This is a genomic window from Nonomuraea sp. NPDC050383, assembly GCF_044459125.1.
Classification (GTDB): domain Bacteria; phylum Actinomycetota; class Actinomycetes; order Streptosporangiales; family Streptosporangiaceae; genus Nonomuraea.
Genome location: NZ_JBITIP010000027.1, coordinates 13,792 through 39,288, shown reverse-complemented (window position 1 = coordinate 39,288; position 25,497 = coordinate 13,792). Strand labels below are relative to the sequence as shown.

17 protein-coding genes are annotated in these 25,497 nt (G+C 72.2%); 11 read left to right on the top strand and 6 right to left on the bottom strand.

Features of this window, described 5'->3' with window-relative positions:
- The first annotated feature begins 8 nt into the window (after positions 1–8).
- A complete protein-coding gene (locus ACIBG4_RS39340) occupies positions 9–1,475 on the top strand; it encodes a DUF2079 domain-containing protein (protein ID WP_397207370.1) in 1,467 nt (488 codons plus the stop codon).
- 9 nt (positions 1,476–1,484) lie between these two features.
- On the opposite strand, the gene ACIBG4_RS39335 is transcribed toward ACIBG4_RS39340, so the two are convergent.
- Both ACIBG4_RS39335 and typA read right to left on the bottom strand, forming a co-directional pair.
- Positions 1,485–4,019 carry a hypothetical protein gene (locus ACIBG4_RS39335; RefSeq protein WP_397207368.1) on the bottom strand — a complete coding sequence of 845 codons (2,535 nt, stop codon included), beginning with the start codon at positions 4,017–4,019 and terminating at the stop codon, positions 1,485–1,487.
- 216 nt (positions 4,020–4,235) lie between these two features.
- Positions 4,236–6,086: a translational GTPase TypA gene (gene typA / locus ACIBG4_RS39330; RefSeq protein WP_397207366.1), complete on the bottom strand. Its 1,851-nt coding sequence runs from the start codon at positions 6,084–6,086 to the stop codon at positions 4,236–4,238.
- Between the two features lie 232 nt (positions 6,087–6,318).
- Between typA and ACIBG4_RS39325 the strand changes: the two genes are divergently transcribed.
- The 3 genes from ACIBG4_RS39325 to ACIBG4_RS39315 are packed head-to-tail and all read left to right on the top strand — an operon-like array spanning position 6,319 to position 12,007.
- Positions 6,319–7,062, top strand: a complete 744-nt coding sequence (locus ACIBG4_RS39325) for an AMP-binding protein (RefSeq protein ID WP_397207363.1) — start codon at positions 6,319–6,321, stop codon at positions 7,060–7,062.
- Positions 7,063–7,114: 52 nt separating this feature from the next.
- Entirely contained in the window at positions 7,115–11,203 is a 4,089-nt protein-coding gene (locus ACIBG4_RS39320; RefSeq protein ID WP_397207360.1) for a LuxR C-terminal-related transcriptional regulator, read from the top strand.
- Between the two features lie 42 nt (positions 11,204–11,245).
- Complete coding sequence (locus ACIBG4_RS39315) at positions 11,246–12,007, top strand: alpha/beta hydrolase (RefSeq protein ID WP_397207358.1); 762 nt, start codon at positions 11,246–11,248, stop codon at positions 12,005–12,007.
- A gap of 350 nt (positions 12,008–12,357) precedes the next feature.
- Here the strand turns inward: ACIBG4_RS39315 and ACIBG4_RS39310 are convergent, their stop codons facing one another.
- Positions 12,358–13,791, bottom strand: coding sequence for an aldehyde dehydrogenase (locus ACIBG4_RS39310; protein WP_397207355.1), 1,434 nt, complete (start codon positions 13,789–13,791; stop codon positions 12,358–12,360).
- Between the two features lie 302 nt (positions 13,792–14,093).
- Between ACIBG4_RS39310 and ACIBG4_RS39305 the strand changes: the two genes are divergently transcribed.
- Positions 14,094–14,990: a hypothetical protein gene (locus tag ACIBG4_RS39305; protein ID WP_310708828.1), complete on the top strand. Its 897-nt coding sequence runs from the start codon at positions 14,094–14,096 to the stop codon at positions 14,988–14,990.
- A gap of 22 nt (positions 14,991–15,012) precedes the next feature.
- Here the strand turns inward: ACIBG4_RS39305 and ACIBG4_RS39300 are convergent, their stop codons facing one another.
- Positions 15,013–16,362 (bottom strand): GH1 family beta-glucosidase, encoded by a 1,350-nt coding sequence (locus ACIBG4_RS39300; protein ID WP_397207352.1) that lies wholly within the window; start codon positions 16,360–16,362, stop codon positions 15,013–15,015.
- A 92-nt stretch (positions 16,363–16,454) separates the two neighbouring features.
- On the opposite strand from ACIBG4_RS39300, the gene ACIBG4_RS39295 reads away from it, so the two are divergent.
- The gene (locus ACIBG4_RS39295) at positions 16,455–17,093 is read left to right on the top strand and encodes a TetR family transcriptional regulator (RefSeq protein ID WP_310708830.1); all 639 of its coding nucleotides are present in this window, start codon (positions 16,455–16,457) and stop codon (positions 17,091–17,093) included.
- A gap of 10 nt (positions 17,094–17,103) precedes the next feature.
- Here the strand turns inward: ACIBG4_RS39295 and ACIBG4_RS39290 are convergent, their stop codons facing one another.
- A complete protein-coding gene (locus tag ACIBG4_RS39290; RefSeq protein WP_310708831.1) occupies positions 17,104–18,039 on the bottom strand; it encodes an aldo/keto reductase in 936 nt (311 codons plus the stop codon).
- A gap of 89 nt (positions 18,040–18,128) precedes the next feature.
- Here ACIBG4_RS39290 and ACIBG4_RS39285 point away from each other — a divergent pair, with 89 nt between their 5' ends.
- Together ACIBG4_RS39285 and ACIBG4_RS39280 are read left to right on the top strand one after the other, a co-directional pair.
- Positions 18,129–18,488, top strand: coding sequence for a MerR family transcriptional regulator (locus ACIBG4_RS39285; protein ID WP_310708832.1), 360 nt, complete (start codon positions 18,129–18,131; stop codon positions 18,486–18,488).
- 36 nt (positions 18,489–18,524) lie between these two features.
- On the top strand, positions 18,525–19,958 hold the full coding sequence (locus ACIBG4_RS39280) for a penicillin-binding transpeptidase domain-containing protein (protein ID WP_397207349.1): 1,434 nt from the start codon (positions 18,525–18,527) through the stop codon (positions 19,956–19,958).
- 269 nt (positions 19,959–20,227) lie between these two features.
- Here ACIBG4_RS39280 and ACIBG4_RS39275 read toward each other — a convergent pair whose 3' ends face one another.
- On the bottom strand, positions 20,228–22,090 hold the full coding sequence (locus tag ACIBG4_RS39275; RefSeq protein WP_397207347.1) for an ABC transporter ATP-binding protein: 1,863 nt from the start codon (positions 22,088–22,090) through the stop codon (positions 20,228–20,230).
- Between the two features lie 244 nt (positions 22,091–22,334).
- Here ACIBG4_RS39275 and ACIBG4_RS39270 point away from each other — a divergent pair, with 244 nt between their 5' ends.
- From ACIBG4_RS39270 to ACIBG4_RS39260, 3 genes are all read left to right on the top strand, one after another.
- Entirely contained in the window at positions 22,335–23,627 is a 1,293-nt protein-coding gene (locus ACIBG4_RS39270) for an ABC transporter substrate-binding protein (protein ID WP_397207447.1), read from the top strand.
- 100 nt (positions 23,628–23,727) lie between these two features.
- On the top strand, positions 23,728–24,609 hold the full coding sequence (locus ACIBG4_RS39265) for a carbohydrate ABC transporter permease (RefSeq protein ID WP_397207345.1): 882 nt from the start codon (positions 23,728–23,730) through the stop codon (positions 24,607–24,609).
- Positions 24,606–25,463, top strand: a complete 858-nt coding sequence (locus ACIBG4_RS39260) for a carbohydrate ABC transporter permease (RefSeq protein WP_310708837.1) — start codon at positions 24,606–24,608, stop codon at positions 25,461–25,463. Before ACIBG4_RS39265 ends, ACIBG4_RS39260 begins: the two co-directional genes overlap by 4 nt.
- Positions 25,464–25,497: the final 34 nt, after the last annotated feature.

Below are 25,497 nucleotides of genomic sequence, written 5' to 3'. Positions count from 1 at the left end.
TCACCGCCGTGTCGGCCCTGCTGTACGGCGCCGTCTCCTTCGTGCGGCTGGCCGGGTTCCGGGCCGGGGCGTACGACCTGGTGATCTTCGATCAGGCGGTCCGGTCCTACTCACGGTTCGGCCTGCCGGTGGCCGTCGTCAAGGGCGTCCACAACGACTTCGGGCCCGGCTTCACCGTCCTCGGTGACCACTGGTCGCCGATCCTGGCCGTGCTCGCGCCTCTCTACTGGATCCACGACGGCCCCGGCACGCTGCTGGCCGCGCAGGCCGTGCTGCTGGCCTCCGCCACCGTGCCGCTGTGGGTCTTCACCAGGCGGGCCCTGGGCGTGCGCGCCGCGCACCTCGTCGCGGTGGCCTACGCGCTGTCGTGGCCGGTCGTGGAGGCGGCGGCGTTCGACTTCCACGAGGCCGCGTTCGCGCCGCTGCTCACCGGCCTGCTGCTCGAACGCCACCAGGCCGGGCGGCGGGTCCACGTCGTGCTCGTCGCCCTGGCCCTGCTGTGCGTCAAGGAGGACATGGGGCTGCTCGTCGCCGGCTTCGGGCTGGTGCTGCTCGGGCAGCGCGGCCGGCGGGTCATGGGCGGGGCGTTCGTCGTGGGCGGCACCGTCCACACCTGGCTGGCCTCGCAGGTGCTGATCCCGCTGTTCGGTGGGCGGCCCGACTACTACTGGGCGTACGGCGCGCTGGGGGCCGACGCGGGGGCCGCCGCCCGCACCGCGCTGACGGACCCGCTGGCGGTGGTGGCGCAGCTCGGGAGCCCGCCGGTGAAGCTGCTCACGCTGGCCCTGCTGCTCGGCACCACGCTGCTGGCGGCGCTGGGCTCGCCGCTCCTGCTCGTGGCGGTGCCCCTGCTGGCCGAGCGCATGCTGGCCAGTTCCTTTCCCAACTGGTGGGTGCCGGGGTACCACTACAACGCGTTCGTCGTGGTCGTCGTGCTCGCCGCGGGGGTGGACGGGGTCCGCCGTCTGCGCGACCGCCTGGGGGAGGAGCGGGGCGGGCGGATCGTGCGGTGGTGGGCGGCGGGCGTGGTGGCGTTCGCGGTCGCGACCGTGCCGTTCTTCGCGCTGGCCGAGCTGGCCGACCCCGCGTCCTACCGGCGCGACGGGCGCGAGGGCGCCGCCGCCGCGGCCGTGTCGGCCGTGCCCGGCGGGGTGCTGGTGGAGGCGGCCAACAACCTCGCCCCGGCGCTGTCCGGCCGCGACACGGTGCTGCTGTGGGACCGCACCCCGCGCTGGGCCCCGTGGGTGGTGGCCGACGTGGGCCGCCGCACGTTTCCGTTCCCGGGCGTGGAGGAGCAGCGGGCCCGCGTGCGTACCCTGCTCCAGCACGGCTACCGGGTACGGTTCTCCCGCGACGGCTACCTCGTGCTGAGCACGGAGGACAGCGGGGTGCTGAGCACGGAGGACAGCGGGGTGCTGAGCACGGAGAACAGCGGTGCTCCGAGCGCGGAGGGAAGCGGCGGCGGGTCCCGTTAGGGCGGGCGGTCACTTCGGGGCCGTGGTGGTGACCTGCTCGTCGCCCTGGAGGATGCGGTCGACCGTCTGGCCGGCCGCCGAGGTCGCGGCCGTGGTGACCGCCGCGATGACCACCGCCAGCAGCGGCGTGGCCAGGCTGCGGACGCTGCGGATGTTGCGGACCCGCGCCCACGGCTCCCCGGCCAGGTGCATGAGCCGCCACTCCCAGTACAGCCCCAGCCCGATGCAGACCAGCGCCACCTCGCCCCCCACGATCGCCACCACCTGCACCTTGTCGAGCCCGCCGATGTCCGGCTCCACCAGCGCCGACAGGTACCCGGACAGCTCGGTGGCGAGGGCGGCGGCCATGAGGTAGAGGGCTTTGGTCATGGGCTGGGTGCCGCGGACGCGGGGGTAGAAGTACCCGAACAGGAACCCGAAGGCGGGCAGGGTGAGCAGGTAGCGCATGTCGAACACGAAGCTGCTCAGGTCCACCCCGGCGGGACTGCCGTACAGGAGCGCGAACGGCACACTCAGCAGCAGGCTCACCGCGAAGCCGTACACGCCGTTGACCCACGGCGGGCAGCCGGCGGCGGTGGCGAAGGCCGTCTCCGGGTCGCGGCCGTGCCGGCGGAGCGCCTCCTCCAGGGCCTGCCGCCGCTCGTCGAAGTCGGCCATCGTCATCTCGCCCGCGCCGATCCTGCCCCGGCCGAGCCGGTACAGCTCCTGCTCGGAGATGAGCAGGAGCCGCTTGTGCAGCGCGGATCTGATCAGCTCGCGGTGCTCGTCGGGGGAGGTGGGCTCGATCACGGACGGGTGCGGGGTGACGAGCAGCCAGCGGGCCGCGAGCCAGGCGACGATCGAGGTGATCGACAGCAGCGGCAGCGGCACGTCGCTGTCGGCGATCGTGATGCTGCCCCGGGGCGTGAGGTACAGGACCATCAGCCCGGCGATCATCGTGGCCTCGGCAGCCGGGTGGCCGATCGCCTCGATGGACCCGCCGAGCCGCCACAGCCGTAGCAGCAGCAGCCCGAACCCGAGCAGCAGCAGGCCCAGCACGCCACGCATGAGCGGGCTCAGCGGCAGGTCGCCCAGCTTGGGCTCCGCCGGCGAGGCCAGGGGCAGGCTCCACGACCCGGCGTCCAGCCACTCGGTCGGCCAGCCCTGCACGAGCAGGCTCGCCACCACGGCGACCACCACCGCCCGCCGCGACCATCGCCGCGTGGCCACGGCGACCGCAGTGACGGGGATGAGCGCCCAGCCCAGGCCCAGCACGAGCCGGACGCTGTCCGGCGGGTATACGCCGTCCACCAGCGCCCGCGTCCACAGCGCGAGGGCCAGCAGCGCGACGGCCGACCCGGCGGCGAACGCGGCCAGCCGTACCGCGACCATGCGGATGCCGAGATCGGAGCTGAACCCCACGGCGGACCCGGCGGCGGCCAGCGCCGCGATGGCGGAGCCCGTCAGCAGCGTGCCGGGCGGGAGCTGCTCGTGCAGCCACGACCAGGTCAGCATGCCCAGGCTCAGCAGAACGCCGAGCGCGGTCACGCCCAGCGCCTCCCGCGCCGTCCACGGCGGGCTCGTCGGCAGCACCCGCCCGGCATGCCACACGGCCAGCGCCGGCACCGCGCCGAACAGGATCACGTACGCGAACGGCGTGAAATCCTTGGCCACGAGGGGGATCAGCAGGGTCGGCGCGGCCAGCAGCAGGCCGATGGCGAACTCGCGGTTCGCCGTCCGCTGCCACCAGGCCATGCCCATGGCCCGCACCAGGTACCACACGAGCACCACGGCGGTCCCGATGCCGAGCGCCGTCGCCCACGAGAAGTCGTCCTCCTCCTGGTGGTCGGGGAACCCGTAGGAGTCCTGGGCCAGCGTCACGCTCACCGGGTAGAACCCGACGGCGAACTCCAGCCGCTCCGGGCCCTCCCGCGACGGCCGCACGCCCTGGACGCGCAGCGGCGTCCACTCGCCGGGGAGCACCGTGACGGCGCGCCGCAGCACGATCAGCGGCCGGCCGGCGGGCTCCTGGAACGCCAGCTCCATCAGCTCACCCTGCTGGAACTGCCGCAGCATCGTCACCTGGAACTCGACGGTGGTGTGCCCGGCGGAGGTGGTCAGGACCGGCGCGAGCCGCTTCGTCGGGGCCAGCACGGCACCGAGCACCTTGATCGCGCCGAACCCGTCGTCGGTGAAGCGCTGGATCCCGCCGGGGAACTCGCTGCCCTGGCGCAGCGTCGCGGCCAGCTCGTCCTCGGCACGCATCCGCAGCCGGTGCCTGACCGTGACCTTGACCTGGCGCAGCCGCTCGTCGATGCGCCCGGCGGGCACCCCGGCCAGGTCGGCGCGGCTCGCCCGGCCCACCACGACCTCGGTCGTGGCCTCACGCTCGGCCGCGTAGCCGGCCGCGGTGCGCCCGGCGGTCAGCTCCCAGGTGTCGGGCACCTCGGGGCTCGGGGTACGCGTGGACCACTCGACCGGTCTGGCAGCCACGAGGCACCAGAGGATCGCGCCCAGCGAGACCAAGGCCAGCCCGAACGCCACGACGATCCGGAGCTTTCCCACAGTGTGGATGATCCACGGGCGCGGCCGGATGTTCTCCGCGGTGCGGTAACGGTGTGGTCACACCTGTGGTCACACCTGTGTCGTCACACCGTGCCCGAACGGGTCCCGCCCGGACCGGCCCCGCCCGGACCGGCCCCGCGCCGCCCACTCGGTGGGCGTGCGCGGAGGCGTCGCGGGAGAAGCCTCTGTGTCAGGCCGCTGTGTCAGGTCGCTGTGTCAGGAGCGCTTGGCGCGGGCGACGGCGCGGCCGCGGGTGGCGGCGTCGAGGACCACCTTGCGGATGCGCACGTGGTCGGGCGTGATCTCCACGCACTCGTCCTCGCGGATGAACTCCAGCGCCTGCTCCAGCGACAGGACGCGCGGCGGGATCACCTTCTCCGTCTCCTCGCTGGTGGAGGAGCGCATGTTGGTGAGCTTCTTCTCCTTGGTGATGTTGACGTCCATGTCGTCGGACCGGGAGTTCTCGCCGACGATCATGCCCTCGTACACCTCGGTGGTGGGCGAGACGAACAGCGTGCCGCGCTCCTGGAGGTTGAGCATGGCGAACGCGGTGACGGGACCGGACCGGTCGGCCACCAGCGAGCCGTTGTTACGGGTGCGCAGCTCGCCGAACCACGGCTCGTACGAGTCGAACACGTGGTGGACCAGTCCCGTGCCGCGCGTCTCGGTGAGGAACTCGGTGCGGAAGCCGATCAGGCCGCGCGCCGGCACCACGAACTCCATCCGGATCCAGCCGGTGCCGTGGTTGGTCATGTGCTCCATGCGGCCCTTGCGGACGGCCAGGAGCTGGGTGACCGCGCCGAGGTACTCCTCCGGGCAGTCGACGGTCAGCCGCTCGACCGGCTCGTGGACCTTGCCGTCGATGAGCTTGGTGACCACCTGCGGCTTGCCGACGGTCAGCTCGTAGCCCTCGCGGCGCATCTGCTCGACCAGGATGGCCAGCGCCAGCTCGCCGCGGCCCTGCACCTCCCAGGCGTCGGGCCGGTCGGTCGGCAGCACACGCAGCGACACGTTGCCGACGAGCTCCTTCTCCAGGCGGTCCTTCACCATGCGGGCGGTGACCTTGGAGCCCTTGACCTTGCCGACCAGCGGCGAGGTGTTGGTGCCGATGGTCATCGAGATGGCGGGCTCGTCGACCGTGATCAGCGGCAGCGGGCGCGGGTCCTCGGGGTCGGCCAGCGTCTCGCCGATCATGATGTCGGGGATGCCGGCGATGGCGATGATGTCGCCGGGGCCGGCCTCCTCGGCCGGCTTGCGCTCCAGCGCCTCCGTCATCAGCAACTCGGTGATCTTGACGCGCTGGATCGTGCCGTCGGTACGGCACCAGCCCACCTGCTGGCCCTTGCGCATCACACCCTGGTGGATGCGGCACAGCGCGATGCGGCCGAGGTAGGAGGACGCGTCGAGGTTGGTGACGTGAGCCTGCAGCGGGGCGTTCGGGTCGTAGGTCGGGGCCGGGATCGTCGACTTGATGATGTCGAACAGGGGCTCCAGGTCCTCGGAGTCCGGCATGCCGCCGTCCTCGGGACGGTTGAGCGAGGCGCGGCCGGCCTTGGCCGAGGCGTAGACGATCGGGAAGTCGATCTGCTCCTCGGTCGCGTCGAGGTCCATGAAGAGCTCGTAGACCTCGTCCACGACCTCCTTGATGCGCGCGTCGGGCCGGTCGACCTTGTTGATGCAGAGGATGACCGGCATCTTGGCGCCGAACGCCTTGCGCAGCACGAAGCGGGTCTGCGGGAGCGGCCCCTCCGACGCGTCGACCAGCAGCACGACACCGTCGACCATCGACAGGCCGCGCTCGACCTCGCCACCGAAGTCGGCGTGGCCCGGGGTGTCGATGATGTTGAGGGTCATGCCGCCGTGCTTGACTGCGGTGTTCTTGGCGAGAATGGTGATGCCCTTCTCGCGCTCCAGGTCGTTGGAGTCCATGACCCGGTCGTCCACGTCCTGATTGGCGCGGAAGGCCCCGGACTGCCAGAGCATGGCGTCGACCAGCGTGGTCTTGCCATGGTCGACGTGCGCGATGATCGCGATGTTCCGCAGGTCGTCGCGGCTGTTCAAGGGCATGATGACGTCTCGCTCTGTGTCGGTGGGGGCCGCCGCGCGATGTCGCGGCTCAGTCAAGTCTAGTTGATCCCAGCTCATGGCACGTGCGGACGGCATGCGAAGGACGTAGACCCCCATCCGGGGCGTACCAGGACAGGTTGGGAACGCGTTCACCGCCCGTCGGGCGGATGTACATATCAGGATGCACAATTGTGCGCATGCCAGGGAGGTCTGGGGTCCCTACATTGTCGCCATGACCTGGACGGAGCTGGTTATGGGGGCCGCGGACGAGCACGACGGCGACCCGACGATGACTGACGTCCGCACGGGCCAGGTCCTGACCCGCACCGCGTTCGCGCGGCGCGTCACGCGCGTGGCGGGCGGGCTGCGGGGCCAGGGGCTCCGCTACGGCGACCAGGTGCTGATCGACCTTCCGCTCGGCATCGAGCTGGCCACCGCCGTCCACGCCGTCGTCTGGGCGGGCGGCGTGGCGGCCCTGCACACCCGTGGACCGGCCCGCATGCTGATCGCCCAGCGCGCCCACGGCCCCGTCAGGACCGACGTGGAGCGCGTCTTCACCGTGGAGCCCTCGCCGGGCGCGCAGCAGTTCGCCGAGCTGATGGGCGAGTGCGCGGTCGATTTCGGCCCCCTGGCCGGGCCCGCGCTGGTCCTGTACGGCGGGCGGACGCTGAGGCTGGAGGAGCTGACCGAGGACCTGCGCCAGATCGACGAGGAGCTGCTGCTGGAGGAGGAGGACGTGGTGCTCGCCGCGGTGAGCGACACGTTCAGGGGGCTGCGGGCGTTCGACATCGCGATGATGGCCGCCTCCAGCGTGGTGATCGCGCACGAGCCGTCGCTCGTCGGGTGCCGGGTGCTGATCGAGGAGCACGAGGTCACGCTCACCGTGGCCTCGCCCGAGCTGGCCCGCCGGCTGGCCTGCGATCCGGATCTACGCGTTCTGGACGAAAGAGCGATCGTGAGAGCGCTGGCCCTGTGAGAAGTGCAACACTATGCAAAAGTGTGATCCTTCCGCGACGCAGGGTGACCACATGCCGCATTCCCTCATGCACAACCTTCCGGCCGAGCCGAACCGGTTCGTGGGGCGCGAGCGCGACCTCGCCGACCTCTGCGCCCTCCTCGCGGCCGCATCCCCGCCCACCCGAGATGAGGCGCGCCCCGGCGGGGCGCGTGCGGGCGCGGGGTGCCGGGACGGGACGGCGGGGGACGGGGCGTGGGCCGGCGGGCCGGCGGAGTGGGTCCCCGACGACGCCCGCGCGCTGACCCGCCTGGACGGGCCCGCCCCGGAGGGATGGGAACGGGCTGGGCCGGCGGGACCTGAGCGGGAGGATCTCGGTTCGGGGCCAGGTGTGGGAGGGCTCGCTCGGGCCCGGCTGAGGGCCTTGGGCCAGCTCGGGCCCGGGGGCGGGAGCGCGTCCGGCGGCGGGGAGGCGGTGGTCCGGGCGGCCGGAGGAACGGTCGCGGTGCCGCGTCAGGGCGGCGACCGACTCGACCTGCCTCTGCGGGACGACCGGCTGGACCTGGCCGGGCGGGATGATCGCGTGGACCTGCCTCTGCGGGACGACCGGCTCGACCTGCCCCGGCGGGATGATCGCGTGGACCTGGCCGGGCGGGATGACCCGCTGGACGTGCCCGGGCGGGATGACCGGCTCGACCTGCCCGGGTGGGACGACTGGCTGGATCTCCCTCACAGAGGCGACCCGGACCTCCTGTCACGTACGGACGGCCGGCTCGACCTGCCGTACCAGGGTGATCGACTCGCCTTGGGCGAGCGGGACGACGGGATCGAGCCGATCGGGAAGCCGGAGCGAGCGAACACGGGCGGACGTCGTGGCTGGGCCGGGTGCTCGGTCGGCGGGGCGCGGGTGGTGACTCTCTGCGGGGTCGGCGGAATCGGCAAGACCAGGCTGGCCCTGCGCGTGGCCGCCCGGCTCGTGCCCGCGTACCCAGGAGGCGTGTGGCTGGTCGAGCTGGCCCGCATCAACCGGCCCGAGCTGGTCACGGGCGAGATCGCCAGGGTGCTCGGCGTACGCGAGGAGCCGGGACGGCCGCTGCTGGACACCGTGGCGGCCCGGCTGGGCGACACCCGCTGCCTGCTGTTGCTGGACAACTGCGAGCACCTGATCGACGCGTGCGCCCGGGTGAGCGCCGAGCTGGTGGCCTCCTGCCGGCTGGTCAGCATCCTGGCCACCAGCCGCGAGCCGCTCCGCATCGCCGGAGAGATCGTATGGCGGGTGCCGCCCCTCGCCCTTCCCCCGGCAGACGCCCTCCGCCTCCCTCACCCGGCCTCGCCCCTCGACGCCACCCACCCCCTGGACGCCTCCCCTCCGGGAGGAGCCGCCGAGACGGAACGAGACCCGCTACCCGCCCGGCCCCCATGCCCGGATGTCCTTTCCTGCCCCGCCTGGCCCTCTTGGTCGACCTGGTACGGCATTCCGTCCCTGTCCGGCGGCTCGCCCGCGTCCGGCAGCACGCCCGGCCTACCCGCTTCTCCTGAACGGCCGGACACGCCTGGCCTACCCGCTTCTCCTGAACGGCCGGACACGCCTGGCCCAGGCGCTTCCCCGGCACTGCATGCCGTCCCCGGTCTCTCTGCTCTCCCCGAACGACCCGCCGCGGCCGGTAGGCACGCCATGCCTGAGCCGGCACCACCGGCCGCGGGTGCCGCCGGCTCCGCGGGGGTTGAGCTGTCCGAGTGGGACGCCCAATCGGGATGTCGCGCCGCGTCCGGCCGGCATGCCCTGCCCGAGCCGACCGCTCCATCCGAGCCGACCGCTCCATCCGAGCCGACCGCTCCATCCGAGCCGACCGCTCTGTCCGGGCGCGCGGTTCGCTGCGGGGCGGCCGAGCCTGCCGATGGTGAGGAGACTCCGTGGGGTGCGTGGTCAGGGCGGGCCGCCACGTTCGCGGGGGTCGACGGGCCTGAGTGGGATGCCTGGCCCGGACGGATCACCATGTCGCCGGGGACCGAGTCGCCTGAAGCCGCCGCCGGGCCGGTGGAGCCGGCGGCCGGGGCCGGAGGAGAGGGCGCCCTTCTCGGAGAGGGCGTTCGGTCCGCGGCCTGGGAGGGGCCGGGGTGCGGGCGGTGGGCCGTGCGGAGCGCGTACGACGCCGAGGCGGTCCGGTTGTTCCGCGAGCGGGCCGCTGCCGCGGGTACCCGGCTGGGCCTGGAGAGCCTGCCCGACATGGTGCGGTTGTGCCGGGCCCTCGACGGTCTCCCGCTCGCCCTGGAGCTGGCCGCGGCCCGTACCAGCCTGCTCACCCCCGGCCAGATCGCCGACCGCATCGACGACCGGTTCTCGCTGCTGACCACGGGCGGGCGTACCGCCCCGGCGCGCCAGCGCACGTTGCTGGCCGCGATCGAGTGGAGTCACGACCTGCTGTCGCCGCACGAGCGGGTGCTGCTGCGGCGGCTGTCGGTGTTCGCCGGGGCGTTCGATCTGGAGCTGGCCGAGCGGGTGTGCGCGGACGAGCCCATCGCTCCGGCCGACATCGTGGAGCTGCTCGGCGGGCTCGTGGACAAGTCGCTGGTGCTGCGCGACGACGACGGGGTCCGCTACCACCTGCTGGAGACGATCAGGCGGTTCGCCGCCGGGCGGCTGCGCGAGGCGGGGGAGCGGGAGATGGTGCGCGACCGCCATCTCGGCGTTCTGTGCGAGCTGCAGGAGCGCCATTTCAGGGAGGAGCTGGTCGAGCCGCGCCTGCCGTGGGGCCGGCGGCTGGCCGCGCTCAACGCCTGCCGCGCCCTGGCCGACGACCAGCGGGCGGCGCTCGACTGGGCGATCGAGTCCGCCGACGCGCGGCGCGGCCTGTGGCTGTGCTTCCACAGCACGAGCCTGCTCCCCGTGAGCGGCCCCACCGAGGTCGTCGGCTGGGTGGAGCGGCTGCTCGCCCTCGACCTGGACGAGGTGCCGGCCGAGCAGGTCGCCCGGGCCAAGGCGTACCTCGCCTACGGGCTGGAGGAGCGCGACGAGCTGGTCCGGGCGCTGGAGCTGCTCACGGAGAGCGTGGGGCGGCTCGACGGCGCCGGGCCCTTCGCCGCCGGGGTGAGTCACAGCCTGTCCGTCCTGGTGCTGCTGCGCCTGGGACGGGCGGACGAGGCGCAGCGTCATGCCGAGGACGGCCTGGCGCTGGCCCGCGCCTGCGGTGACCCCTGGAACGAGGCCGCCGCGCTGGCCGGCCTGTCGGCGGTGGCGCTGGTCCGCGGCCGGCTGCGGGAGGCGCAGCGGCACGGCGAGGAGGCGTTGCGGCGGGCGTGCGAGCACGGCCATCGCTGGATCATGGCCCGTACGGCGGTGCAGCTCGGCGCGGTGGCCGAGGCGCGCGGCGACCTGGTGACGGCCGTGGCCCACTACGAGGCGGCCGTGCCCTGGCTGCGGGAGCTGGGGGAGGGGCCGGGCACCGGCGTCGCGCTGTCCCGTTGCCTGGCGCGGCTGGGACGGGTGGCGGCCATGCTGCGGGAGTTCGAGTCGGCGCGGGACCGGCTGGGGGCGAGCCTGGCGCTGAGCACGCGATCCGGCGAGCACAGGGGCCTGTCCCGCTGCCTGGTCGGGCTGTCGGTGCTGGCCGAGGCCGAGGGCGACCTGGAGGGCGCGGTCCTGGCCGCCGGGGCGGCGGTCGCGCTGCGCGAGGTGATCCACCAGGGCCCCGACGGCGCCCGCGTCGAGGAGCTGCTCGGCCGGGCCCGTGCCGCGCTGGGTGAGGGCCGCGCCGCGTTGCTGTGGGTGCACGGGGCGGCCATGGACCCGGTGGATGTGGCTCGTCGCGTTCTGGACGGCGGTGGTCGCCGGGTCGTGAAGGGCGCCGGCCGCGCCGTGGTCGCGGTCCCGTCGGGCGGGACGGTCGTGTCCCCGACCGGTGCGCCGGTCGCGTCCCCGTCGGGTGCGCCGGTCGCGTCCTCGCCGAAGGGGACGGTCCAGCGGGCGCCGTTGACGGCGCGTGAGCGGGAGATCGCCGCGCTGCTGACCCGTGGCCTGTCCAACCGTGCCATCGCCGCCGAGCTGGTGATCAGCCCGGCGACCGTGGCCCGGCACATCGCCAACATCATGGACAAGCTCGGCCACAGCTCCCGAGCGCAGATCGCGGTCTGGGCGACACGACATCTGGGGACACCCCTCTAGCGACCTGCGGGGACGGTGGTCGCGGGTCGTAGGCTCGGTCTCATGCCGTTCGCGCCCAACTTCCCCGTCATGCTCCGCACGGAGGACGGTGTCCGCATCGACGCCGCCCACACGCCGCCCGCCGCCGGACCGGGCGGCGGCCTGGGGATCGTGATGGCGCACGGGTTCACCGGGTCGTGGCGGGATCGCACCGCGCGGCGGATCGTGCACGTGCTGAGCGGGTACGGCGGTGTGATGGCGTTCGACTTCCGGGGCCACGGTCGTTCCGGCGGCGAGACGACGGTCGGCGACCTGGAGATCCTCGACGTGGAGGCGGCGGTGCGCCATGCCCGGGTCGTCGGCTACGAGCGGATCGCCGTCGTGGGGTTCTCGATGGGGGCCTCGGTGGCGCTGCGCCACGCGGGCCTGCGCGGCGGCGTGGGCGCCGTGGTGTCGGTGAGCGGCCCGGCCCGCTGGTATTACCGGGGTACCAAGCCGATGCGCCAGGTCCACTGGGCCATCGAGCGGCCGCTCGGCCGGTGGGCGGCGCGCGTGGCCAAGCGCACGAGGATCGCCCGGGGCCAGTGGGACCCGATCCCCATGCCGCCGTACGAGGCCGCCGCGCTCATCTCACCCGTCCCGCTGCTGGTCGTCCACGGCGACGCCGACGCGTTCTTCCCCCTGGAGCACGCCCATCAGATCTACGACGGCGCGCGCGAGCCGAAGGAGCTCTGGATCGAGTCCGGATACGGCCACGCGGAGTCCGCGGCGACGCCCGAACTAATCCATCGAATCGGAAAGTGGATCAGAACGAACCTTTCGTGAGTAACAAGCGTCTACCTAGGACGTAAGGAAGAAATCCGCCGGGAGAAAGTCCTTGGGGAAGGAAACCGCCTTCGGCGGTATCCGTAGGACATACTTCTTGTATCCGGTTGGTCGCCCAGAGTGGTCCGCGTTCGGCGGGTCGCCGCGGGTGGACGGAGTGGGGACCTGGGGTGGCCTGTGTTCAGCGGGCCTTCACAGGTAGCCGCGTGAGCGGCACCTAGCGTTGCGGGGGCGCGCTGGGTGCCATCCGACCGGAGCGGGGCCCCGGCACATGAGTGCCGGGGCCCCGCGTCGCGCCGGTCGTCCGTGGGTGCCGGTCGTCCGTGGTGCCGGACGGAACGGGCGTCCGCTCAGCCCAGGCGCGTGATCGACTTGTGCTCCAGGTAGCCGGCCAGCCCCTCCGGGCCCAGCTCCCGGCCGACGCCGCTGGACTTGTAGCCGCCGAAGGGCGCGTTGGACTCCAGCATGAAGCAGTTCACGCCGTACGTGCCGGTGCGCACCTGGCGGGCGACGTCCATGCCGTGGTCCGCGTCGGCCGTCCAGACCGAGCCGGCCAGACCGTAGTCGCTGTCGTTGGCGATGCGGATCGCGTCGGCCTCGTCCTCGTACGGGATGACCGCCAGCACCGGCCCGAAGATCTCCTCGCGGGCGATCCGCATGTCGTTGCTCACACCGGAGAAGACCGTGGGCGCGACGTACCAGCCGCGGTCGTACGGCCGGTCGAGGCCGCCGACGACCACCTTGGCGCCCTCCTCCATGCCGATCCTGATGTAGCCCTCGACGCGCTCCTGCTGGCGCCTGGCGACGAGCGGGCCGATGCCGGTGGCCGGGTCGGCCGGGTCGCCGACCTGCTGTGAGGTGACCATGCCCGCCACCGCCTCCACGACCTCGTCGTAGCGGTTGCGGGAGGCGAGGATGCGGGTCTGCGCGACGCACGCCTGGCCGTTGTTCATCAGGGAGGCGATCGCCAGCATGCCGACACTGGCGGCCAGATCGGCGTCGTCGAGGATGATGGCCGCCGACTTGCCGCCGAGCTCCAGGCTGACCCGCTTGAGCTGCTCACCGCAGATGGAGCCGATGCGCCGGCCGGCCGCGGTGGAGCCCGTGAAGGCCACCTTGTCCACGCCCGGGTGGGACACCAGGTGCTCGCCCGCCTCACGCCCGGCGGGCACGATGTTGAGCACGCCCGCCGGGATGCCGGCCTCCTGCGCGATCTCGGCCAGCAGGTACGCGTCGAGCGGCGTCTCGGGGGCGGGCTTGAGCACGATCGCGCAGCCTGCCAGCAGCGCGGGCGCGATCTTGGTCATGGCCACGAACTGGGGGACGTTCCACGGGACGATGGCCGCCACGACGCCCACCGGCTCGCGCCGCACGGTCGTCGGGCCGAACAGGCCGGGCCGCTGCTCCTCCTGCTGGAACGTCGTGCCGAGCTCGGCGTAGTACTGCAGCATGCCGAGCGGCTGCGGCGCCTGGGCGAGCTGGGAGAAGGTGATGGGCGAGCCCATCTCCTCGGTGATGAGATCGGCCATCTCGCCCAGCCGGGCCGCGTAGACCTCGGCCAGCCGGGAGATCGCCGCCGCGCGCTCGGCGAAGGTCAGGCGCGGCCACGGCCCCTGGTCGAACGCCTGCCGCGCGGCGGCCACGGCGCGGTCCATGTCGGCGGCCGTGCCGTCGGGCACCCGGCCGACGACCTCCTCGGTGTGGGGGGAGACCACGTCGATCGTCCCGGTGCCCGCCGGGGTCACCCACTCGCCTCCGATGAACAGCGTGTCGTGCTGGCGCATGTCGTGAGCCTCCTGCTTGACCGGATGCTTGGTTGACTGGGGGCGGTCCTCAACGCGACCGAATCATGTTCTGTGCGTACGCGCAAGAGGGGTGCGGCGGCGCCGCCGCATCCCTCCCGTGGCGTCTCGGCAGGCCGCCGATCAGGTGCTTCAGCGACCGCTCTCTTATCTGCTCCTTAGAACCGACAAACAGTGATTTATGGCGATATAGCTCGCCAAGGTGGCGCAGGTTCGGTCGTTCGGATGACAGCATTCAAGATCATCTTCTATAGTTTCGGACCGTCTATGGAGGGAGGACGGGCGTGAGAGTCGGTCGCATCGCCCTTTTCGTCGCCACTCTCTCCGGCCTGCTCCTGCTCCCCGTCCCGCAGGCGGCGACGGCCGCGCCCAACCCCGCCGAGCTGCGCAAGCTCACCAAGCAGGCGCAGCAGCTCAACGAGCGCTACCGCGGCCAGATCCAGAGCCTTGAGGAGATCAAGGTCCAGGTCAAGAAGGCCATCACGACCTCGGGCGCCCTGAAGGCCCGATTGGACCGCGCCAAGGCCGACGTGTCCGCCATCGCGCGGCACGCGTACATCAACGGCCCCATCGACGGCACGCAGCTTCTCGGCCTCGACGGCGACCCGTCAGTGGCGCTCGGCCAGGCGGCCACCATGTCCTACATCGCCGAGGAGCGCGCCGGCCGCGTCCGGGCCATCCAGCGGCTCATCGAGGACGCCAAGAAGGCCGAGGTCGCGGCCGACGACAAGGTGGAGAAGCTCAGGCGCGAGATCAAGAACATGCAGGGCAGGCGCCGCGAGATCGAGCGCCTGCTCGCCAAGTACGGCTTCCAGCAGCCCGGCGGCTCCGACGGGCTCACCGCGCGCATGGTCGCGGTCCGGGCCGCCGTCATGTCCAACTTCCCCATGCCGTACGGGGTCGGCTGCCTGCGCCCCGGCGACCCCGGAGAGCACGGCAAGGGCCGGGCCTGCGACTTCATGATGTCCAGCGGCGGCCGGGCCGCCTCCGGCGCCGACGAGGAGCGCGGCGACGCGCTGGCGGAGTGGCTGATCCAGAACGGCTCGCGGATCGGCGTGATGTACATCATCTGGAAGCAGCGGTACTACGACATCCGGTCCGGTGGCGGCTGGGACCCCATGTCCGACCGGGGCGGCGTCACCGCCAACCACTACGACCACGTCCACGTGTCCGTCTTCTGACCAGCGGGTCAGGGGGCGGCGTTCACGGGCGGAGCGCGGCGGCGATGTGCTCCCGGTACCAGTGGTAGGACGCCTTGGGGGTGCGCTTCCCGCCGGCGAAGTCCACGTGGACCAGGCCGAAGCGCTGGTGGTAGCCCTCTGCCCACTCGAAGTTGTCCAGCAGCGACCACACGAAGTAGCCCCGCACGTCCACGCCCTCCGCGCGGGCCCGCTCCACCGCGGCGATGTGGTCGCGGAGGAAGGTGATCCGCTCCGGGTCGTCCACGACGCCCTCCGGGGTCGGCTCGTCCGCCTGGGAGCAGCCGTTCTCCGTGACGTACACCGGCGGCAGCGCCTCGCCGTACCGGTCGCGCAGCCCCGTCAGCAGCTCGCGCAGACCGTCGGGCACGACGGGCCAGCCGAACGCGGTGGTCGGGTAGCCGGTGACGCCCGCGTCGGTGAACGGCAGGCCGTCGTCCGCCGGGGCGGAGATGCGGGTGGGGTTGTAGTAGTTGACGCCGAGGCCGTCGAGCGGGGCGGAGATCACGGCCAGGTCGCCGTCCCGGACGCCCAGCGCGGAGCTCAGCTCGGGCCCCTCGCCGGCCGCGCCGTCCGGCCGGATGCCGAACGCCGTCAGGTCCGGGTACGCCCCCAGCAGCACCGGGTCGTTGAACAGCCGGTTGTGCAGCGTGTCGTAGGCCGCGGCGGCGGCCACGTCCTCCTCGGCGCCGGAGGCCGGCCAGACGGGCGTGCAGTTGTTGGTGATCGCCACCTCGCGTGCCCCCGCCGCCCGCAGCGCCTGCACGGCCAGGCCGTGGCCGAGGAGCTGGTGGTGGGCCACGGGCAGCGCGCCGAGCAGCAGCGCCCGGCCGGGCGCGTGGATGCCCAGGCCGTAGCCGAAGGCCATGTGGATGAACGGCTCGTTCAGCGTGATCCACATCGGGACGCGGTCGGCGAGCCGCTCGCCCACCACGGCGGCGTACTCGGCGAACAGGCCGGGGACGTCACGGCTCAGCCACCCGCCGCGGTCCTCCAGCGCCTGCGGCAGGTCCCAGTGGAACAGCGTCGGCACCGGCGTGACGCCCGCCTCCAGCAGCCCGTCCACCAGCCGCTCGTAGAAGTCGAGGCCCTTGGCGTTGACGGCTCCGGAGCCGTCGGGCAGGACGCGGGTCCAGGCGACGGAGAAGCGGTAGGCGTTGACGCCCAGGCCCGACATGAGCGCCACGTCCTCGCGCCAGCGGTGGTAGTGGTCGCAGGCCACGTCGCCGGTGTGCCCGTCGCGGGTGCGGCCGGGGTCGTGGGAGAACGTGTCCCAGATGGACGCGCCCCTGCCGTCCTCGGCGACGGCTCCTTCGATCTGGTAGGCGGCCGTGGCCGTACCCCACAGGAACATGCCGGCTCCTCCGTACTTTGCGAGTGCCGCTCATGTTAACTGACGGCAAAGCGAGATCCTCTACCTACCGGTAATGGGTCAGGATGGAGGGCATGACCAGTACCTTGCGGCGCCGTCCCGCCCAACGCCGCAGCCTTGAGCGGGTGGAGCGGATGCTCGACGAGTGCGCCGTGCTGCTCGACCAGATCGGCTACGACGCACTCACCACCAAGGAGGTCGCCCGGCGCGCCGAGGTGCCGATCGGCACGTTCTACCAGTTCTTCCCCGACAAGCAGGGACTGGTGCGCGCGCTCGCCCGGCGCAATCTCGACGCCTTCCTGCGCCGGGTGACCGAACGGATCTCCGCGGCGCGGCCCGGCCACTGGACCGACCTGATCGACCTGTCCATCGACGAGTTCGTGGCGATGAAGCGGACCACGCCCGGGTTCGGGGTGGTGGACTTCGGGGAGGTGCTGGTGACGCCCGGCGGGCCCGCCCTGGAGGGCACCAACCGGATGCTCGACTCGGTGCTGGAGAACAACGCCATCGTCGCCGACCGGCTGCGGACGCTCGCGCGCGACCTGCTGGGCGCCCCCGCCGGCGAGGGCTTCGACCGGGCGCTGCTCGTCGCGGTGGAGGCCACGGACGCGGTGCTGAAGCTGGCCTTCCGCATGGACCCGGCCGGCGACACCGGCATGATCGCCGAGTGCAAGCAGCTCGTCCGCCGCTACCTCTCCGAGCACCTCCCCTGATCCGGAGTCCCTAGCAGGCGGCGTCGAGGCGGGCGCGGACGTCGTCGTCCAGCTTGACCTCGGCCGCGCCGATCGCCTCGTCGAGCTGCGCGGCCGTGGACGCCCCGACGATCGGCACGTGCCCGTCGGCCATCAGCCAGGCCAGCACCACCTGGTTGGCGGTCGCGCCCACCTCTGCGGCCACCTCGCGGAGCGTGGCCAGCCGCCGGTCCGTGCCCGGATGGTCGTACGACTCCGGCAGCGGCCGGTCGGCGCGGGTGTAGCGGCCCGACATGAGCGTGTTGTAGGCCCACAGCGTCAGGTCCTGCTCGGAGCGCAGGTAGTCGAGCAGGTCGTCCGTGGCCAGCATGTGCCCGCCCTCGGCGAGCTTCGTGAACGGGCGCGGGCGCAGGTACGTGTGGCGTTGCTGCGCGTACGTGTAGCGGATCCAGCCGTGCGCGGCCGACACGGCGCGCGCCCGCTCCAGCCGCCAGGCCGGCATGTTGCTGGCGCCCAGCTCACGGATCTTGCCCTGCGCGGCCAGCTCCCCGAACGCCCCGAGGCTCTCCTCCAGCGGCACGGACCGGTCCTCGATGTGCGACCAGTACAGGTCGACGCGGTCGGTGCGCAGGCGGCGCAGGCTGCCCTCCACGCCCCGTGCGACGGCCGCCGCCGACAGTCCCTCGGCCGAGGCCAGGGTGGTGTCGCCGGGGACCGTGGGCCGGGCGCCCACCTTCGTGCTCAGGAAGATCTCGTCGCGATTGCCGCGGGCGGCCATCCACGCGCCCAGCGTCGCCTCGCTCTCGTCGCCCGTGGCGCCCTCCACCCAGAAGGGATAGTTGTTCGACGTGTCGAGCATGCGCCCGCCCGCCTCGAAGAAGCGGTCGAGCAGCGCGAACGAGTCCTCCTCGCTGACGGCGGTGCCGAACGGGATGGTGCCGAGAACGATGTTCAAGCCAGTGTTCATGGGCACGACTCTCAGACCTGGAGTGCGCTCCATGTCAAGCGGGATTCGACCTTGACCTGGAGTCGGCTCCAGGTGAGATGCTCTACCGCGTGAGCGTCTACACACCCGCCGAAGCCGTCGAGGAGACCGGCTTCACCCTCGACACCCTGCGCTACTACGAGAAGATCGGCCTGCTGGAGCCCGTCGAGCGCAACGCGGCGGGACAGCGCCGCTTCAGCGAGGAGGACCTGAGCTGGCTCGGCATGATCCGCTGCCTGCGCGACACGGGCATGCCGATCGCCGAGATGCTGCGCTTCGCCGAGCTGGTGCGGGCCGGTCAGCACACGATCCCCGACCGCATCAGGCTGCTGGAGGAGCACGACCGCCGCGTCCAGGGGCAGATCGCCAACCTCACCGAGCGCCAGAGCTACATCCACCACAAGATTTCCTACTACCGCAGCGTCCTCTAGCCCCGTCTTGGGTCCGCGGTTGCTAGACCAGGAGCCATGGCCGGGTCCAGGGCGCGACGCATCGACATCCCGCTGCGCCGCGTCAGCCTGGCCTGCGCCGCGATGCTGTTCGTGCTGCTGGCCCACCTCACGCTCCTCCAGGCGCTCGGCCGGTACGACCTGGAGGCCGACCCGCGCAACGAGTGGGCGCTGCTCGCCAGGTTCGGCCATCCGCGCGGCGACATCCTCACCCACGAGGGCGCGGTCGTCGCCACCAGCCGCCGCGCGGACGGCGGGCCGTACGATCATCTGCGGGTCTACGACCACGGCGAGATGTACGCGCACGTCACCGGCTACGCCTCGCTCCAGCGGGCCACCGGCGTGGAGGGGGCCAGCGACGCGGTGCTGTCGGGCAGCGACCCGAAGGTGCGCGTGCGGACGCTGGTCGAGGACCGCGCCTACGGCGGCGCCGACGTCCGGCTGACGATCAGGGGGCGGGTGCAGCGGGCCGCGTACGAGGCGTTGAAGGCCAGCGGGCGGCCCGGCGCCGCGGTCGCGCTCGACCCGGAGACCGGCGCGGTCCTCGCGCTGGCCAGCTACCCGTCGTACGACCCCGGCGTCTACATCCCCGGTGACCCGCGGGCCACGGCCGCCGCCGACCGGCGGCTGCGCGCCGACCCGCGCCGGCCGCTGCTGAACCGGGCCCTCGACCGGGCGTACCCGCCGGGGTCCGTCTTCGAGCTGGTCACCACGGCGGCCGCCCTCGACTCGGGGGAGTACACGGTCATCTCGCGGGTCGGCGCACCGGCCCGGCTGGCGCTGCCCGGCCCGCCCGCCTACCTGACCGCCTCGGCCGGCCGGCCGTGCGGCGACGGGCGGCCCTCCCTGGCGTACGCCTTCCAGCTCTCCTGCGACACCGCCCTCGCCAACCTCGGGCTCCAGCTCGGCCCGGACCTGCTGCGCGACCAGGCGGAGGCGTTCGGCTTCAACGCCGACGACCTCTCCGTCCCGCTCCCCGCCAGGACCGGCACGTACCCGGGCGACCTCGACCAGTCGCGCGCGGCCCTGTCGGCGATCGGCCGCGACGAGGTCCGGGCCACGCCGCTCATGCTGGCCATGCTGTCGGCCGCGGTGGCCAACGGGGGGCTGCTGATGCGGCCCTACCTGGTGGAGGAGGTACGGCTGCCGGACGGCTCGGTCACGGACCGGGCCGAGCCGGCGCCGTACCGGACGGTCATGCCGTCGCTGCCGGCGGGGCAGCTCGCGGCCATGATGACCACCACAACGGTCCCGGGCGGGCCGGCGGCGGGGGTGGCGCTGCCGGGGGTGGAGGTGGCCGCCAAGACGACCACGGGCCCCGGCCCATCGGCCTGCACGGCCTTCGCCCCGGCGGACGCGCCCCAGGTCGCGGTAGGGGTCGTCCTGGAGGACGCCAGCCCCTCGGCGGCCGCGCCCTTGGCCCGCACGATCCTGAAGGCGGCTCTGTCGTAGCCGCGAGGGTCGTGGGGGTCGGTAGCCCACGGCCCCGGTCAAGAGGACGCGTCGTAACGGCGCGCACCCCGTGAGCCCTCACGACCGGCCATGACGGGGGGACAGTGACGTCGGCGCGTGCGGGTCGTTGGGGTCGCGGTGCCCCGGCCCCGGTCAAGAGGACGCGTCGTAACGGCGCGCACCCGTGAGCCCTCACGACCGGCCATGACAGTCGGACAGTGACGTCGGCGCGTGCGGGTCAGGCCGGCTGTGCCGTAAAAGATGGTGATTCAGCGGTAGGCCGCGGCCTGCAGCGTGTAGAGGTCGGCGTACAGGCCGGACAGGGCGAGCAGGGCGGCGTGGTCGCCCTGCTCGACGACTTCGCCGTGGTCGAGGACGTAGATACGGTCGGCGTAGCGGACCGAGGCCAGGCGGTGCGTGATGAGCAGGACCGTGCGCCCCTCGGAGTGGTCGCGGATGCGCTCGAAGAGGGCGTGCTCGGCCCGCGCGTCGAGGGCGGCCGTGGGCTCGTCGCAGATCAGCAGCTCGGCGTCGCGGTGGAAGCCCCGGGCCACGGCGATGCGCTGCCACTGGCCGCCCGACAGCTCGTGGCCGTCCTTGAAGCGCCGGTCGAGCAGGGTGCGGTAGCCGTGGGGCAACTCGTCGATCACCTCGGCGGCCCCCGCGACCGCCGCGGCGGCGTGCAGCTCGGGCTCGCCCCGCTCGGTGCCCATGGTGATGTTGTAACGGGCCGTGAGCGGCCAGCGGGCGTGGTCCTGGGCGATGACGGCGACACGCTCCCTGACCGCGCGCGGGTCGACGTCGCGTAAGTCGACGTCGTCCCAGGTGACGGCGCCGCGATCGGGTTCGTACAGACCGGACAGGATCTTGACCAGGGTCGTCTTGCCGGAGCCGTTCTCGCCGACGAACGCGATGACCTCGCCCCGCTTGACCTCCACGGACACCCCGCGCAGCGCGGGCGCGTCGGCGCCGGGGTAGGTGAACGTGATGTCCTGCGCGCCGATCCGCTGGAAGCGCTCCGGCGGCGCGGCCGGGCGCGGCCCGGTGAGGCGGCGCTCGGCGTCGGCGCAGAACTCCAGGAAGTCCGTGAAGTACAGCCCCTCCTCGTACAGCCCGTTGGTCGAGTGCATGAGCTGGGCCAGCGCGCTCTGGCCGGATCGGATCGCCAGCACGGCCGTGCCGGCGACGGCCAGCGGGATGGCGCCGGCCGCGAGCAGCACGCCGAGCGCGACGTAGACCAGGCCGCTGCCGAGCCCGCCCAGCGCCTCGCCGGCGACCCTGGCCACGGCCTGCCGCTTGGCCAGCCGTAGCAGCACCTCCTGCTCGGCCCGCGCCACCGCGTCGTACATGCGCAGCAGGAAGCCGCGCATGGTGAACGAGCGGACCTCGGCGGCCGGGTCGCGGTCGGCCAGCAGGTCGGCGATGATCCACTTGCGGCGCCGGGCCGGGATGAGGGCGTGCATCGTCGAGTAGCGCATGCGGGCGCTGCGCACGGCGGCCCACGCGTCGGGCAGCACGGCGAGCAGCAGCAGCGGCAGGAGCACCGGGTGGAGCACGCCGAGCACGCCGGCCACGGCGACGATGCCGACGGCGGCGGTCATCACGTCGATGGCCGAGGACACCACGTTGTCGGCCGTGGCGACGCCGCGCGAGCGGGCCCGATCGAGCGAGTCGTGGAATTCGGGGTCGTCGTAGGCCACCAGCTCCACCCGGCTGGACAGCCCGTACAGGCGCTCCTCGCTCTGGCGCGAGATCTGCGGCTCCAGGCGCGCCTGCGCCCAGCCCGCTGCGGCCTGTACGGCAGTGCGCAGCGCCGCCGCCACGCCCACCAGCACGAGGCTGGGCAGCGCGGCCCGCACCCGCTCGGGTGTCGGCCCCTGCTGGAACAGCGCTGTCAGGACTCCCGTCGTGGCCAGCAGCCCGAACGCGGTGAAGACGCCGCCGAGGAGCTGGAGCGCGACGGTCGCCGCCGTGTCGCGGGGACTGGCCCGCCAGGCCATGCCCATGGCCTGGCGGACGAGCGAGGGTAACCGCCGGGCGACGGCGAGGAAGCTCACCTCGTTCATCGTGCCCGTGTGGGCGTACCAGTCGGGGTTGGCGATCTCACCGAGTTCGAGGGGCTCGTCGGCCATGGGGTGAGTGTGCCCGGCGGCACCGACGTTCTCCCCTCCGCGGAGGTCCGGGACAGCAAAGAAAGGGATCTTGCGAAGGTGTTACGCGACGTTCCTCATGGTCCGAGTGGGTATGCGGAGCTGTTACCGCACACGCCTTGACGGCCACGAGTGCGAAGTGGGTTGATGCCTACTGACAACGTTGTCAATCTGACCACGTCGTCAACACGCGTTCTCGGGGGTTTTCTCGAAGGGACGGTGCATGATGCGGCGTAGGTGGACGGCCACCGTCGCGATCACATTGGCGAGCGTGCTGACCCTGTCGGCCTGCGGCGGCGGCGACAAGGCGGCACAGCCCTCCACGGGCGGTGGCGACGCCAAGAAACAGGTGGAGGTGTTCTCCTGGTGGACGGGACCAGGTGAGGCCGACGGACTCAAGGCGATGCGGCAGATCTTCGAGCAGAAGAACCCGTCGTACACGTTCTTCGACGCGGCGGTCGCGGGCGGCTCCGGTGACAAGGCCAAGGCGCTGCTCCAGTCGAAGCTCCAGGCCGACACCCCGCCCGACACGTTCCAGGGCCACGCGGGCGCCGAGTTGCAGGGCTACATCAAGGCCGGCGACCTGGAGGACCTGAACTCCCTCTACGACGAGCTGAAGCTGCGCGACGTCTTCCCGTCGCAGCTCGTGGACCAGATCAGCGTCCAGGGCAAGATCTACTCCGTGCCGGTGAACATCCACCGCTCGAACGTGCTGTGGTTCAACCCGTCGGTGCTGAAGGAGGCAGGAGTCGCGGGCGCGCCCAAGACGCTGGAGGAGTTCGTCGCCGACCTGGAGAAGGTCAAGGCCAAGGGCAAGATCCCGCTCTCGATCGGCTCCGAGTGGACGGTGACGCACCTGATGGAGAGCGTCCTGCTCGGCTCGCTGGGCACGGACGCCTACAACGCGCTGTTCAAGCCGGGCGCCGACTGGAGCTCTCCGCAGGTCACCAAGGCCCTGGAGACGTTCAAGACGATCCTGTCGTACGCGGGCGACCCGCAGGACGACTGGCAGCCCGCGGCCAAGCAGGTGGCCGACGGCGAGGCCGCGTTCAACATCATGGGCGACTGGGCCTACGGCTACTTCCACAACCCGCCGGACGGCGGCCTCGGCAAGACGTCGAAGAAGGACTTCGACTGGGCCCCCTCGCCCGGCACCGAGGGCACCTACCTGTGGCTGTCCGACAGCTTCACCCTGCCCAAGGGCGCCAAGAACCGTGACGGGGCCATCGCGTGGCTCAAGGTCGCGGCCAGCAAGGAGGGCCAGGACGCCTTCAACCCGAAGAAGGGCTCCATCCCGGCCCGCAAGGACGCCGACCAGTCGCTCTACACCGACTACCTGGCCGACGCCCTGAAGGACTGGTCGAGCGACAAGCTCGCCGGCTCCATCCAGCACGGCGTGTCCGTGAACCAGCCGTGGCTGGCCGCGATCACCGAGGCGGTCGGGCTGTTCATCGGCAGCAAGGACGTGGCCGCCCTCCAGAAGGCGCTGGCCGACGCCGCCAAGGCCAACGCCCAGTGAGTCACGGGTACGGCGGGCGCCCGGACGGCGCCCGCCGTGCCGCCGGGAGAGGGCCGTGCGGGAGAGCGCCGTGCGGGAGAGGGTTCTGGAGGGAGTCGTCGTGAGGCGGGCACGCACCTGGCTGCCTGGTCTGCTCCTCGTCGCGCCGTCGATCGTGGCGATCGGCGTGTTCGTGTACGGGATGCTGGGCTGGAACTTCCGGCTGGCCATGACGGACAAGCACGACGAGGTGTCCGAGGGGACGTTCGTCGGGCTGGACAACTTCGTCAGCATCTGGGACCAGCCCAGATGGCACCTGTCGGTCAATCACGCGATCATGTTCACGATCGTGTTCGTGCTGGGCGCGCTGGTGCTCGGCTGGTTCCTCGCCTTCCTCATGGAGAAGGGGATCCGGGGTGAGGGCACGTTCCGGGCCGTCTACCTGTTCCCGATGGCCATCTCGTTCGTCGCCACCGGCATCGTGTGGCGGTGGCTGATGAACTCCGGCATGGAGGAGCGGGCGGTCGGGCTGAACCGGCTGTTCGACGCGATCGGGTTGCCGCAGTGGCAGTGGTTCCGGGACCCGGACTGGGGGATGGCCGCGATGGCCCTCCCGGCAATCTGGCAAATGTCGGGATATGTCATGGCGTTGTTCCTGGCGGGCTTCCGGGGCGTCCCCGAGGAACTGCGTGAGGCGGCGCGCGTGGACGGCTGCAACGAGTGGGGCGTCTACCGGCACGTGGTGCTGCCGCTGCTGCGCCCGGTCACGCTGTCGGCGCTGATCATCCTGGGCCACATCTCGCTGAAGGTGTTCGACCTGATCGTGGCGGTGTCGGGCAAGCAGATCATCACGGACGTGCCGGCGGTGTTCATGTGGGTGGCGGTCTTCGACTCCCACGACCCGGCCAAGGGCGCCACCATCGCCTCGTACATCGTGCTCAGCGTGGCGGTCTTCGTCATCCCGTACCTGGTCTGGTCCGTGCGCAAGGAGAGGCGCTCATGACGGCGGTCGCCCCGCGCGGGCGGGTGTTCACCGGGGTGCGGCTGGTCGTGCTGGTCGCCTTCGTGGTGGTGTTCCTGATCCCCATCTACGTCCTGCTGGTCACCAGCTTCAAGCCGCTCACCGAGGCCGACCCCGGCCAGGCGTGGAACCTGCCCGGCACGTGGACCCTGGAGGCGTGGCGGGTCGCCTGGGAGAAGCTGGCGCCGGGCCTGTGGAACAGCGTGCTGCTGGCCGTCCCCGGGTCGCTGCTGTCGTGCGCCCTCGGGTCGATGAACGGGTACGTGCTGTCCAAGTGGCGCTTCCCGGGCGCGGACGTGCTGTTCACGCTGTTCCTGTTCGGCATGTTCATCCCGTACCAGGGTGTGATGATCCCGCTGGTGCAGCTGCTCGTGGGCCTGAACGAGCTGACCGGGCTGCAGGGCGTCTTCTACGGCGGCATCCCGGGACTCGTGCTCGCGCACGTGGTCTACGGCATCCCGATCTGCACGCTGATCTTCCGGAACTACTACGTCACGATCCCCGACGAGCTGATCGAGGCGTCGCGGGTGGACGGCGCGGGGATGCTGCGGACGTACTGGTCGGTGGTGCTGCCGGTCTCCGCCCCGGCCATCGCCGTGGTGGTCATCTGGCAGTTCACCTCGCTGTGGAACGACTTCCTGTTCGCGGTGTTCCTCACGGGGCCGCAGAGCTGGCCGGCCACGGTGATGCTGAACAACATCGCGGGCGCGCAGGCCACGCCGTACAGCCAGCAGATGGCGGCGGCCATCCTGTCGTCCATCCCGACCATGCTCATCTACGTGCTGCTGGGCCGCTTCTTCATGCGCGGCCTGATGGCCGGGGCGCTGAAGGGCTGACGCGTGTCCCCGCCGCGACCGGCGGGGACACGTC

Bases quoted from the DNA above. Each gene is read 5' to 3' on its own strand.
- ACIBG4_RS39280 (WP_397207349.1), top strand. From the start codon at position 18,525: ATGGCCGGGTCCAGGGCGCGACGCATCGACATCCCGCTGCGCCGCGTC.
- ACIBG4_RS39310 (WP_397207355.1), bottom strand. From the start codon at position 13,791: ATGCGCCAGCACGACACGCTGTTCATCGGAGGCGAGTGGGTGACCCCG.
- ACIBG4_RS39270 (WP_397207447.1), top strand. From the start codon at position 22,335: ATGCGGCGTAGGTGGACGGCCACCGTCGCGATCACATTGGCGAGCGTG.
- ACIBG4_RS39290 (WP_310708831.1), bottom strand. From the start codon at position 18,039: ATGAACACTGGCTTGAACATCGTTCTCGGCACCATCCCGTTCGGCACC.
- ACIBG4_RS39295 (WP_310708830.1), top strand. From the start codon at position 16,455: ATGACCAGTACCTTGCGGCGCCGTCCCGCCCAACGCCGCAGCCTTGAG.
- ACIBG4_RS39315 (WP_397207358.1), top strand. From the start codon at position 11,246: ATGCCGTTCGCGCCCAACTTCCCCGTCATGCTCCGCACGGAGGACGGT.
- ACIBG4_RS39320 (WP_397207360.1), top strand. From the start codon at position 7,115: ATGCCGCATTCCCTCATGCACAACCTTCCGGCCGAGCCGAACCGGTTC.
- ACIBG4_RS39260 (WP_310708837.1), top strand. From the start codon at position 24,606: ATGACGGCGGTCGCCCCGCGCGGGCGGGTGTTCACCGGGGTGCGGCTG.
- ACIBG4_RS39325 (WP_397207363.1), top strand. From the start codon at position 6,319: ATGACCTGGACGGAGCTGGTTATGGGGGCCGCGGACGAGCACGACGGC.
- ACIBG4_RS39275 (WP_397207347.1), bottom strand. From the start codon at position 22,090: ATGGCCGACGAGCCCCTCGAACTCGGTGAGATCGCCAACCCCGACTGG.
- typA (WP_397207366.1), bottom strand. From the start codon at position 6,086: ATGCCCTTGAACAGCCGCGACGACCTGCGGAACATCGCGATCATCGCG.
- ACIBG4_RS39300 (WP_397207352.1), bottom strand. From the start codon at position 16,362: ATGTTCCTGTGGGGTACGGCCACGGCCGCCTACCAGATCGAAGGAGCC.